A 13,725-nucleotide genomic window follows, 5' to 3' on the forward strand; every position below is an offset into this window, starting at 1 on the left:
GGTCGCGCGGTCTCAGCTCCGCCAGACCACCCGCGGAGCCAACAGGCGGTGTCCGGTCGACGCGGGCAGGACGGTCCGACCGGCGCCCATGAGCAGCTCGACCGCGGCTGCGGCGACCTCGACCAGGGGCTGCTCCACGCTGGAGATGCCCACCGCCTCGGCCACCGGGGTGTCGTCGTAGCCCACCACCGGCACCGCCGCCCCGAGCGCGAACCGGGCTCCGAGCGCGAGGGTGTCCGACGCACAGACGAGCGCGTCGAACCCGGCGCCGTCCTCGACCGCCGCCGCGACCGTGCCGGTGGCCGCGGTGACGTCGTCCTCGCACGTGAGCCCGGGATCGTCGGGCAGCCCGGCCGCGCGCATCGCGTCCCGCCAGCCCCGTCGGCGCTCGTCACCCTGTCCGGACGGGCTCGGCCAGCCCAGGAACCCGATCCGGCGGTGCCCCTGCGCCACCAGGTGCTCGGTCGCGTCGTGCACGCCCGCGTACCCGTCGACGTCGACCCAGGGGTGCGGCGCGGCGTCCATGTCCGGCAGACCCCACGGCCGGCCGAAGGTCACGAAGGGGATGTCCCGGGCGCCGAGCCACGCCGCGCGGGGATCGCCGTGGAACGTCGAGGTGAGGACGAACCCGTCGACGTCCGAGCCCTCGACGAGGCGTTCGATGTGTGCGAGTTCGTCGTCGACGTCGGTGGCGGTGAAGAGCAGGATGCGCATCCCGCGCAGGTCGGCACACTCGACGAGCGCGTGCAGGAAGCGGTCGAGCACGGCGCCGGAGATGCCGTGCACCGGTTCCAGCCGGACGCCGAGCGTGGAGCTCTGGCGGGTGCGGAGCCGGCGGGCGGACGCGTGCGGCCGGTACCCGAGGTCGTCGATGGCGGCCCGGACCCTGGTGAGCGTCGCGGGGCGGACGACCTCGGGCCGGTTCAACGCGTTCGACACCGTCTGCCGTGAGACGCCCGCGGCGAGGGCGACGTCGGCGACGGTGGCGGGATGCGACATGGGGTTCACCGTAGCGCCTCGCAGGTGTATGGTCGACTCGTTTGATCGATCAAATTTGAACGATCGAAGTACTGCACTCGACGAGGAGTCCCCCTGATGCAACGACGCACAGCACGCATGCTGACCGCGGGAGCGATGGCGCTCACCGCAGCTCTGACCCTCTCCGCCTGTGGCTCCGGCTTCTCGAGCTCGGGCGGCAACGGTTCTGGCGGTGGCGCCGCGAAGCTCACCTCGAGCGACGACCCCCTCACCGTCCTCATCGGCTCGTCGGGCGACGCCGAGACCGCCGCCGTGAAGAGCGCCGCCGCCGCGTGGTCGAAGTCCTCGGGCACCGGCGCGACGGTGCAGCCGGCGAACAACCTCGACCAGCAGCTCGCCCAGGGCTTCGCGGCCGGCAAGCCCGCCGACGTGTTCTACGTCAGCACGTCGTCCCTCGCCGGGTACGCCGCGAACGGCTCGCTGTTGGCCTACGGCGACCAGCTCGAGGACACGAGCGACTTCTACCCGACGCTGACGAAGTCGTTCACCGTGGACGACCAGCTGTACTGCGCGCCGAAGGACTTCTCCACCCTCGCGCTGTTCATCAACACGAAGGACTGGAAGGCCGCCGGGCTGACCGACAGCGACGTCCCGACCACCTGGGACCAGTTGCGGACGGTCTCCGAGAAGCTCACCCGCGACGGACGGGTCGGACTCACGACCAGCCCGCAGATCGAGCGTCTCGGGGCGTTCATGACCCAGGCCGGCGGTGCCCTGACGAACAGCGACCAGACGAAGGCGACGGTCGACTCGGCCGCGAACGTCGAGGCCCTCGACTACGTGAAGGGCCTGCTCGACGACGGCTCGATGAAGTTCTCGAGCGACCTCGGCGAGAGCTGGGGAGGTGACGCGTTCGGCAAGGACAAGGCCGCGATGACCATCGAGGGCAACTGGCTCACCGGGGCGATGTCGTCGAGCTACCCGAGCGTGGACTACAAGGTCGTCGCCCTGCCGAAGGGCCCGAAGGGTGCCGGCACGCTGCAGTTCACGAACTGCTGGGGCATCGCGAAGGACTCCCCGAACCAGAAGGCAGCGCTGTCCTTCGTCGAGAAGATGACGAGCACCGACCAGCAGCTCGCCTTCGCGAAGGCGTTCGGTGTGATGCCCTCGGTCGAGTCGGCCGCCGGCACCTGGAAGCAGGAGTACCCGCAGTACGCCGCGTTCCTCGACCAGGCGGACGCCGCCCAGGGCCTGCCGAACGCGTCCGGGACCGCCGACGTGATCGCCGACTTCGACTCGAAGCTCGGCAGCCTCAGGACGACCGACACCAAGACCCTGCTCGAGGGCGTCCAGAAGAACATGGCCGCCGCGCTGAAGGGCTGACGGACGTGTCCCGGAAGAACCGTGCCGAAGCCGTCTCGGGCTGGCTGTTCACCGCGCCGACGATCATCGTCCTCGGCCTGTTCCTCGCCGTGCCGGTGGTCATGGCGGCCTGGGTCAGCGTGTCCGACTGGCGGGGTGTCGGCAGCCCGTTCTCGTCCGACGTCTCCTTCGTCGGCGGGCAGAACTACGCCAAGATCCTCGGCGGCGGGGGCCTCGACGAGCAGAACTTCGGCACCGCGCTGCGGAACAACCTCTGGTACGTCGTGTTCGTCGTCCCGCTGCAGACCGCCGTGGCGCTCGGGCTCGCCCTGCTCGTCAGCGGTCGGGCACTGCGCGGGCGCGGGTTCTTCCGGACCGCGTTCTACTTCCCCTCGGTGACGAGCTCGGTCGCCATCACCGTCCTCTGGCTGTTCCTGTTCTCGTCGACGGGAGCCGTCAACAAGATCATCAGCTGGGCGGGGATCAACGGACCGAACTGGTTCAACGAGCCCACCGGCCTGTTCCACCTCGGCGCAGGCACGCCACCGGCCTTCCTCGCCGACCACACGATGCTCGGAATCTCGTGGTGGGAGTGGCTCGCCGGTCCGTCGGTCGCGATGACCGCGTTCATCCTGCTCGCGGTGTTCACGACGAGCGGCACCTTCATGCTGCTGTTCATCGCGGCGCTGCAGAACCTCTCGCCGGAGGTCGACGAGGCGGCGATGATCGACGGCGCCGGGTCCTGGACGCGGTTCTGGCGGGTCACCCTGCCGCAGCTTCGCCCGACGCTCTTCACGGTGCTGACGCTCGGGCTGATCGGGACGTGGCAGGTCTTCGACCAGATCTACACGGGCACGAAGGGCGCCCCGGCGAACACGACGCTCACGCCGGCGTTCCTGTCGTACACGTCCGCGTTCCAGAGCCAGCAGTGGGGCGTTGGCGCAGCCATCGCCTTCATCCTGTTCGGCATCATCGTCGTCTTCACGCTGCTGCAGCGGTGGGCGCTGCGCGACCGCCCGGTGTCCCGCCGGCGGATGCGGTGGATCGAGAAGGGGAGCACACGATGACCAGCGCACCCACCCCGGCGACCGCAGGCGGCGGGACCGAGCCGACCCGCGCCTCCAGGGCGGCAGTGCCAGGAGGCGCGGTGCCGGACCTCGGCGCCACCACCGTCACGCAGGCACCCGGCCCGGGCCGGCGGCCACGTCGGCTCACGCCGCGGAGCGTGGTGCTGCTGGTGTTCGGCGTCCTGATCGCCGTCGTCTACCTGCTGCCGTTCTACGTCGCGATCGTGAACGCGTTCAAGACCGACCAGGACGCCTCCCTGCACCCGCTGGCGCTCCCCGTCACCTGGACCGGCGCGGCGTTCCAGACCCTCTTCGAGAACTCCGACTTCGGGATCTGGGCGATGAACTCGATCATCGTCGCGGTCTTCGTCACGCTCGGCCGGATCTTCTTCGACTCCCTCGCCGGGTACGCGTTGGCGCGACTGCGGTTCCCGGGTCGCCAGACCGTCTTCGCCCTGCTCATCGCCGTCATGGCGGTGCCGGGCGTGGTCCTGCTCATCCCGAAGTTCCTCGTGATCAACCAGCTCGGCATGTACGACTCGTACTCGGGCATGATCGTGCCGTTGCTCGTGGACGCCGCCGGGGTGTTCATCATGAAGAACTTCTTCGAATCGATCCCGGTGAGCGTCGAGGAGCAGGCGAAGATCGACGGTGCCGGCACGTTCCGGACCTTCTGGTCGGTCGTGCTCCCGATGGCGCGTCCGGCCGTCGTGACGATCACCATCCTGTCGTTCCAGGGATCGTGGAACGAGCTCGCGCACTTCATCGTGTCGACCTCGTCGCCCGACCTCACCACGCTCACGAAGGGCGTCGCATCACTGGCGTCGGGCGCGCTGAGCGCCGGGAACCAGTTCCCGGTCAAGCTCGCGGCGGCCTTCGTCATGACCATCCCCGTGGCGGTCGCGTTCTTCGTGTTCCAGAAGCGCATCATGAACGGCAGCGACGGGGCGGTCAAGGAATGAGCACCCCGACGTGACCGCCGCCGAACCCACGATCCTGGCCACCTGCGGCGGTCTGGTCGGCGGCGAGTGGGACGACTCGGCCTACGGTCCGCTCCTGTTCGAGGCCGTCCGGCTCGCCCGCGTCCCCGCCGGTCGGCCGCCTCGCGTGTTGCACGTGAACACCGCGGGCGGCGACCAGCGGACCGTCGAGGGGGCAGAGCTCGCAGCGGCCCGTACGGCCGGTGTCGAGGCGTCGCACCTGCGGTTCTTCCCGAGACGGAACGTGCCGTCCCTGCGCGACGCCGTCCTCGGTGCGGACGTCGTCTGGGTCTCGGGCGGCTCCGTGGTCAACCTCCTCGCCGTGTGGCGTGCCCACGGTCTCGACGAGGTCCTGCGTGAGGCCTGGGGTGCCGGGGTGGTGCTCGCCGGTGGATCGGCCGGCGCGCTCTGCTGGCACACCGGCGGCGTCACGCAGAGCCACGGCCCGCAGCCGTCGGTCCTCGCCGACGGACTCGGCTTCGTGTCCGGCTCGCTCGGTGTCCACACCGACTCGGACCCGGACCGGTCGCCGGTCTTCCGCGCAGCCGTCGCGGCGGGGGACCTCCCGGCGGGCATCGAGCTCGACGAGGGCGTCGGTGTCGTCCACCGTGGGCGCTCGGCCACGTTCGTCGAAGCCGTCACCGACCACGACGGAGGCGGCGCGGTGCGCATCGCCCGTGCCCCCGGCGACCCGACCGGCATCCGTGCCGAGCCCCTGCCCGTGCGTCGCCTGCCGGACGCACCCCGATCCGTACCGAGCTGGACACCCAGCGCCTGGACCCCGTCCCCCGAACCCGTCGACGAGGAAGCCCCATGACCTCCACCACCACGAACACCACCACCGCCGCTGCCACGACCGCCACGCTGCAGCCCCTGCTCCACGACGAGGTCGCCGTCATCGCGGCACCGACGCAGGCATGGTCCGGTCGGGACGGTGCCATCGGCGCGAACCCCGTGCACGGCTACTGGACCGGTGACCAGCGGTTCGTCTCCGCCGTGCGCGTCAGCGTCGAGCACTCCGCGGTGGAACCGGTCGCCGTCGTGCCCGCCGGTGCCCGCGAGGTCGTCTTCAGCGGACTCCTGCGCGGCCTCGACGGTACCGGGGCCGATCCGGACGTCCGCCTCGACCGTCGTCGGACGGTGCGCATCGACGGGGTGGCGGAACGCCTGCGCATCACCGATCGGCTCCAGGGGCCCGGCGCGAGCACCGCGGAGCTCGTCGTGACCGTCAGGCTGACCCCGGACGCCGCCGGGATGGACGCGGTGAAGGCCGGTCACGGCCCCGAGCCCGTCCCCGCCGACGCCTCGGAGCAGACCGCATCGTGGACCTCGGGCTCCGTACGAGTCCGGCTCGACGCCCCCGGAGCATCCGTCCGCGTCGAGGACGGTGACGTCGTGCTGCGCTGGCGGACGGAGCGCGCGCACGAGGTCGACCTCGCGTGGGACTGCGCCGTGGAGACGCCCGACGCCGTCGTCACCGGCGTGACGACCCCGCGCCCGTTCGACGTCCCGGCCGGCGTGCAGGACGACCGGCTCCGGCGCTGGCTGGAGCGTGCCACCGACGATCTCGACGCACTCCGGCTGGCGCGGCCCGAGGGCGAGTTCATCGCGGCCGGCGCCCCCTGGTTCTTCACCCTGTTCGGCCGCGACGCGATCTGGGCCGCCCGCTTCCTGCTGCCCGTCGACACCAGCACCGCCGGGGGCACCCTCCGGGTCCTCGCCGCGCTGCAGGGCACCGCGGACGACCCCGCGACCGCCGAGCAGCCCGGCAAGATCATGCACGAGCTGCGCCAGGCGTCCCTGCCGGTCGACAACGACGAGATCTCCCTGCCACCGCTCTACTACGGGACCGTCGACGCGACGGCGCTCTGGGCGTGCCTGCTCCACGACGCCTGGCGTGCAGGGCTCCCCGACGCCGAGGTCGAGGCGCTCCTGCCGACGCTCGAACGCGCCCTGGCGTGGATGCGCGACCACGGCGACGCGGACGGCGACGGGCTGCTCGAGTACGTCGACGAGTCCGGCCGAGGGCTGGCGAACCAGGGCTGGAAGGACTCCGGGGACAGCGTGCAGTGGCGGGACGGCACCCTCGCCGACGGCCCGATCGCCCTGTGCGAAGTGCAGGGCTACGCGCACGAGGCCGCGGTGCACGGTGCCGACCTGCTCGATGCGTTCGGCCGTCCCGGCGGCGACGAGTGGCGTACCTGGGCCGCCCGCCTGGCCGATCGCTTCCGCGACGCCTTCTGGGTGGCCGACGACATCGGTCGGTACCCGGCGATCGCCCTCGACGCCCGCAAGCGCCCCGTCGACTCCGCCACGAGCAACATCGGCCACCTGCTCGGCACCGGCCTGCTCACCCCGGACGAGGAAGCCGTCGTCGCAGCACGCGTCGTGAGCCCGGACCTGGCGAGCGGCTTCGGCCTCCGGACGCTCTCCACGACCGCCGCCGGGTACTGGCCGCTCAGCTACCACGGGGGCACCGTCTGGGCGCACGACACCGCCGTGGTGATCACGGGCCTCACCCGGTCCGGACACCACGACGAGGCCCGGGTCCTGTCCGAGCAGCTGCTCGCCGCGGCGGTGGCGTTCGACTTCCGGATGCCCGAGCTGCACGCCGGCGACGACGCGTCCGCCGTCACACGTCCGGCCCCGTACCCGGCCGCCTGCCGCCCGCAGGCCTGGAGTGCCGCCGCCGCCTTCCCCGTCTGGGTGGCGCTCCGGTAGGCCGCCGTCGCAGGGATCCGGCGGTACGGTCGAGGGCATGACGACGACCCCGGACGACCTCGCCGAGGAGCTCCGCGAGTCGATCGGCCGGATCGTGCGGGCCACCCGGGCACTCACCGACGAGCTGCCGCAGGCGCAGAGCGCGAGCCTGGGCCTGCTCGACCGGCAGGGGCCGCAGACCATCGCCGAGCTCGCGCGGGCCCGCGGCGTGAAGCACCAGGGACAGTCGCGGACCGTCGCGGAGCTCGAGGAGCGCGGCTTCGTGGAGCGAGGCGTCTCCGACGGGGACCGGCGGGTCTCGGTGATCCGGCTGACGGACTCGGGCCGCACGGTCATGCTCCGGGAACGGAGCGCCCGAGCCGGGGCGTTCGCGTCGGTGATCGGCTCCGAGCTGTCCGAGGCCGAGCGTGCGGCACTCGCCAGGGTGCCGGAACTGTTCGACCGCATCGCGGCGAGACTCGAACGGTGAACGCCCTCTCATCCGGATTCACCACGGCGATGTACAACACTGTTGTAGACTCGTCGACATGGAGCTGACGAAGTACAACCACGCCACCGTCGTCCTCGAGCAGGACGGCGCCACCCTCGTCATCGACCCGGGCACGTTCACGCCGGAGGGCGCCGACCTCGCGACGGCCGCCGTCGCCGTCCTCGTCACCCACGAGCACTTCGACCACTTCGACGTCGACGCCGTCCGTGCCGCCCTCGCCACGAACGACGCCCTCGTGGTGCGTGGGCCCGCCGCGATCGTCGACCAGCTCGGCGCGCACGACGGCCGCGTCGCCGCGGTCTCCGCCGGTGACGCGTTCGAGGTCGGCCCGTTCTCGGTGCAGGTCTTCGGTGAGGAGCACGCCGTCATCCACGGCGACATCCCGACGATCGCGAACGTCGGCTACCTCGTGAACGGCGCCGTGTTCCACCCCGGCGACGCCTACCTCGTGCCCGGCGTCCCGGTGCAGACCCTGCTGCTGCCGACCAGCGGCCCGTGGACGAGCACCGCCGAGGCTGTCGACTACGTCCGCGCGGTCTCCCCGGAGCACGCCGTGCAGATCCACGAGGCGATGCTCAGCGAACTCGGGCAGCAGTCCGCCGCGCGGTTCCTCGGCCCGGACGGTCTCGGACCGGTGCCGGTGCAGATCCTGCCCGCCGGCGAGTCGATCACCGTCTGACGGACGTGACGCGCCCCTGAGAGGCGATCCGCGCCTCCAGGGCAGGGTGGAGGGATGCCCGACGCACCCTCCACCGCCGTCCTCTTCGACATCGACGGGACCCTCGTCGACTCGAACTACCCGCACATCGACGCCTGGTGGCGGGCGTGCACGGCAGCGGGCGAGTCCGTCGACGCCTGGCGGATCCACCGCGCGATCGGCATGGACTCGGCGAAGCTGCTCGAGGAGCTGCTGCCGGACGCCACCGACGAGCAGCGCGACACCGTCAAGCAGTTCCACACCGCGTACTACGCCGAGCAGATGCCGCGGTTGCGGCTCCTCCCGGGTGCCCGTGAGCTGCTCCGGTCCGTCGCCGAGGCCGGTCACGCCGTCGTGCTGGCCACGAGCGCGCCCGAGGACGAACTCGTGCGCCTGCGCGAACTGCTCGACGCCGAGGCGTGGATCACCGCCGTCACGAGCTCGGAGGACGTCGAACAGGCCAAGCCGGACCCCGGGATCATCGAGGTCGCACTCCGGAAGGTCGGCGTGTCCGCCGATGCCGCGGTGATGGTCGGCGACGCGATGTGGGACGTCGAGTCCGCCGGACGGGTCGGTGTGCCCTGCGTCGCCGTGATGACGGGCGGGATCGGCGGCGACGAGCTGCGCCGGGCCGGGGCGGCCCGGGTGTACGACGACGCGGCAGCGGTCCTCGCCGACCTGCGGGCCGGCCGGGGTCCCATCACGGACCTGGCGAGCCGCGCCGGGGGAGCCGCCGGTAGCGGGGCGGGCGCGTGAGCGTCCGCGGCGTCGACCACATCGGACTGACCGTGCCCGACGTCGACGCGGCCAGCGCGTTCCTGGTCGACGCGTTCGGTGCCGAGGTGCTCTACGACACGCTCCCCGCCGACCAGCCTCCGAAGGGCGGCGCGGCGACGACGTCGCGCCTCGGTGTCCCCGGAGACGCCCGTGAGGTGCGGATCCGGATGCTCGCGCTGCCCGACGGCCCCGGCATCGAGCTGTTCGCCTTCGACCACGTCGAGCAGGACGCCCCGGCGGTGCCGTCCGACCTCGGGTGGCAGCACCTCGCGCTGTACGTCGACGACCTCGACGCCACGCTCGACCGGGTCGTGGCCGCCGGGGCGACCGCGCTCGGCGCGCCCCGCCCGCTCCCGGGGCCCGAAGCCGGCGACCGGAACCGGTTCGTGTACGTCCGCACCCCGTGGGGCAGCACCGTCGAGCTCCTGACCTACCCCGATCCCCAGCCCTACGAGGAGCACACGTCGCGCCGACGCTGGCATCCGTGACAGGATCGTCGGTCGTGATCACGATCGAACGCGTTCGGTGGGACGACCCCCGTGGTGTGGCGCTCCGCGCCCGGATGGACGAGGAGATGCACGAGCGCTACGGCGCCGCCAACGGCGACGAGGACCCGGCGGTGACGGCCGAGCGTGGCCGGGCGCTCGCCGTGGACCCAGCAACGGTCATCACCTCGATCCTCGCGATCGACGAGGACGGCGAGGCCCTCGGGCACATCGCCGTCAGGCGCCTCGGTGACGAGGTCGAACTGAAGCGCCTCATCGTCCTCGCCGCCGCCCGCGGGAAGGGTGCGGCCACCGCGCTGCTCACCGAGGGGGAGCGCGTCGGGCGTGAGGAGGGCGCCGCGCGGCTCATCCTGCAGACCGGCGACAAGCAACCCGAGGCCGTGGCGCTCTACGAGAAGACCGGCTGGACCCCGATCCCGGTGTACGAGCCGTACGCCGCGACGATGCCGTGGTCGTTCTGCTTCGAGAAGGCGCTCTAGCGGTACCCCACTTCCACATTGCACTCTCAGTCCGATAGTGCAATTCTTGTCCGGTGAGCACCACCGAACGCACCCGCGCGCTGCGCCGACGCATGATCGTCGAGGCACGTCGGGCGACCATCGAGCACGGGCTGCACGGATTCACGATCGAGCAGCTCTGCGAGACGGTCGGGGTGTCCCGGCGGACGTTCTTCAACCACTTCGCGTCGAAGGACGACGCCGTGCTCGGCATCGAGATCAACGCGGACGTCGAAGCCATCGACGCGTACGCCGCCGGCGGTGTCGTCGCGGCCGACCTCGAGCCGCTGGACTCCATCGTCGCGCTGGCGATCGACCAGTTCCACCGCGCCGGCATCGACCGCGCCGACGAGGTCCTCGTCCGCGGGGTCTTCGAACGGGAGCCGGCGCTCGTCGCCCGGTTCCTCTCGGCCACCGACGTGCAGCTCGGCCGCATCACCGACGCGGTACGAGCGCGGTTCGGTTGGGGCGACGCCACCGACCGCCGTGCACGGCTCGTCACCGAGGCCGCCGCAGGGCTGCTCAAGGTGACCGCGGAGACCTACTTCGACGACGCGTTCGACGAAGCCACTGGCCCCGCGTTCGACGAGCTGCTCACCCAGAACCTCCGCCTGATGAGGGCGGCCATCACGACCGGACAGGACACCACCGAATGAGCGCCACCGCGCCGGGCACGACCAAGCGTGCCCGCCCAGGCTCCGACGGACCGCTGCTCCTCACGCAGCGCCGGATCTGGATCATCTTCTCCGCGCTCATCGCGGGGATGCTGCTCTCCAGCCTCGACCAGACCATCGTCTCCACGGCGATGCCCACCATCGTCGGCGAGCTCGGCGGCGTCGCGCACCAGGCGTGGCTGACGACCGGGTACCTGCTCGCCTCCACCATCGTGATGCCCGTCTACGGCAAGTTCGGTGACGTCCTGGGCCGCCGCAACCTGTTCCTCATCGCGATCGCACTGTTCACCATCGCGTCGGCCGGTTGTGCGTTCGCCGGTGACTTCACCCAGCTCGTGGTCTTCCGCGCCATGCAGGGCCTCGGCGGCGGCGGCCTGATGATCCTGTCGCAGGCGATCATCGCGGACATCGTGCCGGCGTCCCAGCGCGGCAAGTACCTCGGCCCGCTCGGTGCGATCTTCGGCCTCTCGGCGATCGGCGGCCCGCTGCTCGGCGGGTTCTTCGTCGACCACCTCACCTGGAACTGGGCGTTCTACATCAACATCCCGGTCGGCATCGCCGCGTTCTTCGTGGCGTGGTTCGCGCTGACCCTGCCGAGCAAGAAGGCGACGAAGCGCATCGACGTCCTCGGCGTGCTCTTCATGTCCGCCGCGACGACGTGCCTGGTGTTCTTCTCGGAGTTCGGCGGCAGCAAGGACCACGGCTGGGACGCCCCGGAGACGTGGGCCTGGTTCGCCGGTCTCGTCGTGTCGGCAGCGCTCCTCGTGCTCGTCGAGTCGCGTGCGGCGGACCCCGTCCTGCCGCTGTCGTTCTTCCGGAACCGCACGTTCCTGCTCGCGACCGGCATCGGCCTCGTGCTCGGCATCGGCATGTTCGCGGCGATCGGCTTCGTCCCGACCTTCCTGCAGATGGCGTCCGGCACCTCGGCGGCGGTCTCGGGTCTCCTGATGCTGCCGATGATGGTCGGCCTGATCGGGACCTCGATCGCGTCCGGCAACCTGATCACCAAGACCGGTCGCTACCGGATGTTCCCGATCATCGGGACGATCCTGGTCGCCCTGGCGATGCTCGCGATGACCCAGCTCGCGGCGGCCACCCCGATCTGGCTCATCTGCGCGTACCTGTTCGTCTTCGGTGCGGGCCTCGGCCTCATCATGCAGGTGGTCGTCCTCGTGGCGCAGAACGCGGTGCCCGCCGAGCAGGTCGGTACCGCCACGTCGACGAACAACTACTTCCGTGAGGTCGGCGCCTCCCTCGGCACCGCCGTCTTCGGTGCGCTCTTCACGGCGCGGCTCACGACGTCGCTCACCGACGTGTTCCGCGGCGCCGGCGGATCGGCGACCGACGCTGCGTCGTCGGCGGGCAGCATCGACCCCGCGACCGTGGCGAAGCTGCCGGAGGCGGTGCAGGACGGCATCGTGAACGCGTACGCCGACTCCCTGGCGCCCGTGTTCTGGTATCTGCTGCCGTTCATCGCGGTGGCGTTCCTGCTCGCGCTGTTCCTCCCGCAGATCAGGCTCTCCGACACGGCCGGCATGGTCGCCCGCGGCGAGGCGGTCGGCGGAGCCGAGGCCGACGAGCTCGAGCGGGCGCAGCGCGCGGGGCACACGGCCGGCGCCGCCGAGCCGCAGCCGGAGCCCGAGCCGGCCGATGCCGGTCCGGACCGTCCGGAGCGCTGACCGTCAGCACACGGGGACGGGAGGCGCGGTGCCAGCTCGCACCGCGCCTCCCGTCCGCTCTGTGGTGACGACTTCACGCGCTCACCGACACCTCACGCCACGAACGGCGCGTGAGGTGTCGGTGCGCGCGTGAGATCGTTTCCGCGCGCGGCGCCGACGGCGCGCTACGCGCCCGTGCTCGCGCGGCGCACCAGGCGGGTGGGGAGCGCCGCGGCCTCCGGCGCGGTGCCGTCGAGCGTCGCGAGCAACCGCAGCGCCGCGGCCCGGCCGAGGTCCGCGCCGGGGAGTGCGACGCTCGTCAGGGCCGGTGCCGTGACCGAGGACGACGGCAGGTCGTCGAACCCCGCGACGGCGAGTTCGCCGGGGACCGCGATGCCGAGCTGCCCGGCGACCCGGAGCACCCCGTACGCGAGGGTGTCGGCAGCCGCGACGACCGCCGTGACGTCGTCGTCCTGCCAGGCCTCGAGGACGTGTTCGGTCGCCGAGGCCGCGGCGTCCACCGTGAGGTCGGCGCGGGCGGTGACCTCGGAGACCTCGATGCCGACGGCCGCGCACTCCTGTTCGAAGAGCTCCCGACGGACGCCGAACGTCGCAGCCCGCGAGGTCCCGTCGAGGTACCCCACGCGCCGGTGCCCGCGCTCGTGCAGGTGGGCGACGAGCTCGTGGACACCGGGGGAGAGGTCGTAGTTCACGGCCTCGGGTCCGCCGGGGGCGTCGAGCAGCACCACGGGGACGGTGGCGGTCATCGTCTCGTCGGCGGCGGGCGCGTCCACGAGGATGCCGGCCGGGCGGAGCCGCTCGAACCGTCGGACGTCGGCGGCCACGGGCTGGGCCCCGCGCTCCGTGACGGAGAGCACGAGCTGGAAGCGGTCGCCGACGGTGTCGCGCACGCCGCGGATCACCTCGGCGAAGAAGGGGTTCGACAGGTCGGGGGCGATCAGGACGACGAGGTCGCCACTGCCCCGCGCGAGGGAGCTGGCAGCGTGGTCGACGACGTAGCCGAGCTCGTCGACGGCATCGCGCACCCTCGTGGCGATCGGCACGGAGACCCGGCCGCGGTCCTTGCCGTTCACGACGAGCGACACCGTGGCGATGCTCGTCCCCGCGCGCTCGGCCACCATCGCAGCGGTCACACGACGGCCGGGGGCGGCGGAGGATGGCACGCGTCGATGCTACCGAGCGCGGACCGCGAAGTTCGGGTCCGCCGCCGACGACTTGACGTCAAACGCTTGACGTGTTTCCATGTCAAACGCTTGACGTGCCGCGGGAGCTGATCCTCGCCGCGGATCCCCACCTC

14 protein-coding genes are annotated in these 13,725 nt (G+C 71.8%); 12 read left to right on the forward strand and 2 right to left on the reverse strand.

Annotated features, from left to right (window positions below):
• Positions 1 to 12: 12 nt before the first annotated feature.
• Positions 13 to 999, reverse strand: a complete 987-nt coding sequence (locus BIV01_RS14795; RefSeq protein ID WP_071303349.1) for a LacI family DNA-binding transcriptional regulator — start codon at positions 997 to 999, stop codon at positions 13 to 15.
• A 96-nt stretch (positions 1,000 to 1,095) separates the two neighbouring features.
• Here BIV01_RS14795 and BIV01_RS14800 point away from each other — a divergent pair, with 96 nt between their 5' ends.
• The 12 genes from BIV01_RS14800 to BIV01_RS14855 are packed head-to-tail and all read left to right on the forward strand — an operon-like array spanning position 1,096 to position 12,428.
• On the forward strand, positions 1,096 to 2,361 hold the full coding sequence (locus tag BIV01_RS14800) for an extracellular solute-binding protein (protein ID WP_071303350.1): 1,266 nt from the start codon (positions 1,096 to 1,098) through the stop codon (positions 2,359 to 2,361).
• A 5-nt stretch (positions 2,362 to 2,366) separates the two neighbouring features.
• Positions 2,367 to 3,407 carry a carbohydrate ABC transporter permease gene (locus BIV01_RS14805; RefSeq protein ID WP_229086498.1) on the forward strand — a complete coding sequence of 347 codons (1,041 nt, stop codon included), beginning with the start codon at positions 2,367 to 2,369 and terminating at the stop codon, positions 3,405 to 3,407.
• Positions 3,404 to 4,369 (forward strand): carbohydrate ABC transporter permease, encoded by a 966-nt coding sequence (locus tag BIV01_RS14810; RefSeq protein ID WP_083295110.1) that lies wholly within the window; start codon positions 3,404 to 3,406, stop codon positions 4,367 to 4,369. Before BIV01_RS14805 ends, BIV01_RS14810 begins: the two co-directional genes overlap by 4 nt.
• A gap of 10 nt (positions 4,370 to 4,379) precedes the next feature.
• Positions 4,380 to 5,204 carry a Type 1 glutamine amidotransferase-like domain-containing protein gene (locus BIV01_RS14815; RefSeq protein ID WP_071303351.1) on the forward strand — a complete coding sequence of 275 codons (825 nt, stop codon included), beginning with the start codon at positions 4,380 to 4,382 and terminating at the stop codon, positions 5,202 to 5,204.
• Positions 5,201 to 7,108, forward strand: coding sequence for an amylo-alpha-1,6-glucosidase (locus tag BIV01_RS14820; RefSeq protein WP_071303352.1), 1,908 nt, complete (start codon positions 5,201 to 5,203; stop codon positions 7,106 to 7,108). Before BIV01_RS14815 ends, BIV01_RS14820 begins: the two co-directional genes overlap by 4 nt.
• Positions 7,109 to 7,145: 37 nt before the next feature.
• Positions 7,146 to 7,577 carry a MarR family winged helix-turn-helix transcriptional regulator gene (locus tag BIV01_RS14825; protein ID WP_071296579.1) on the forward strand — a complete coding sequence of 144 codons (432 nt, stop codon included), beginning with the start codon at positions 7,146 to 7,148 and terminating at the stop codon, positions 7,575 to 7,577.
• 58 nt (positions 7,578 to 7,635) lie between these two features.
• Positions 7,636 to 8,277: an MBL fold metallo-hydrolase gene (locus BIV01_RS14830; RefSeq protein WP_071303353.1), complete on the forward strand. Its 642-nt coding sequence runs from the start codon at positions 7,636 to 7,638 to the stop codon at positions 8,275 to 8,277.
• 54 nt (positions 8,278 to 8,331) lie between these two features.
• Positions 8,332 to 9,051: an HAD family hydrolase gene (locus BIV01_RS14835; RefSeq protein ID WP_071303354.1), complete on the forward strand. Its 720-nt coding sequence runs from the start codon at positions 8,332 to 8,334 to the stop codon at positions 9,049 to 9,051.
• Positions 9,048 to 9,560 carry a VOC family protein gene (locus BIV01_RS14840; protein WP_071303355.1) on the forward strand — a complete coding sequence of 171 codons (513 nt, stop codon included), beginning with the start codon at positions 9,048 to 9,050 and terminating at the stop codon, positions 9,558 to 9,560. The genes BIV01_RS14835 and BIV01_RS14840 overlap by 4 nt, the downstream gene beginning before the upstream one ends.
• A gap of 14 nt (positions 9,561 to 9,574) precedes the next feature.
• Positions 9,575 to 10,057 (forward strand): GNAT family N-acetyltransferase, encoded by a 483-nt coding sequence (locus BIV01_RS14845; RefSeq protein ID WP_254790950.1) that lies wholly within the window; start codon positions 9,575 to 9,577, stop codon positions 10,055 to 10,057.
• A gap of 53 nt (positions 10,058 to 10,110) precedes the next feature.
• Complete coding sequence (locus BIV01_RS19935) at positions 10,111 to 10,731, forward strand: TetR/AcrR family transcriptional regulator (RefSeq protein WP_070417197.1); 621 nt, start codon at positions 10,111 to 10,113, stop codon at positions 10,729 to 10,731.
• Positions 10,728 to 12,428: an MDR family MFS transporter gene (locus BIV01_RS14855; protein WP_071303356.1), complete on the forward strand. Its 1,701-nt coding sequence runs from the start codon at positions 10,728 to 10,730 to the stop codon at positions 12,426 to 12,428. The genes BIV01_RS19935 and BIV01_RS14855 overlap by 4 nt, the downstream gene beginning before the upstream one ends.
• Before the next feature lie 164 nt (positions 12,429 to 12,592).
• Here the strand turns inward: BIV01_RS14855 and BIV01_RS14860 are convergent, their stop codons facing one another.
• The gene (locus BIV01_RS14860; protein WP_254791849.1) at positions 12,593 to 13,591 is read right to left on the reverse strand and encodes a LacI family DNA-binding transcriptional regulator; all 999 of its coding nucleotides are present in this window, start codon (positions 13,589 to 13,591) and stop codon (positions 12,593 to 12,595) included.
• Positions 13,592 to 13,725: the final 134 nt, after the last annotated feature.

Source organism: Curtobacterium sp. MCBA15_013 (assembly GCF_001865095.1).
Classification (GTDB): Bacteria; Actinomycetota; Actinomycetes; order Actinomycetales; family Microbacteriaceae; genus Curtobacterium.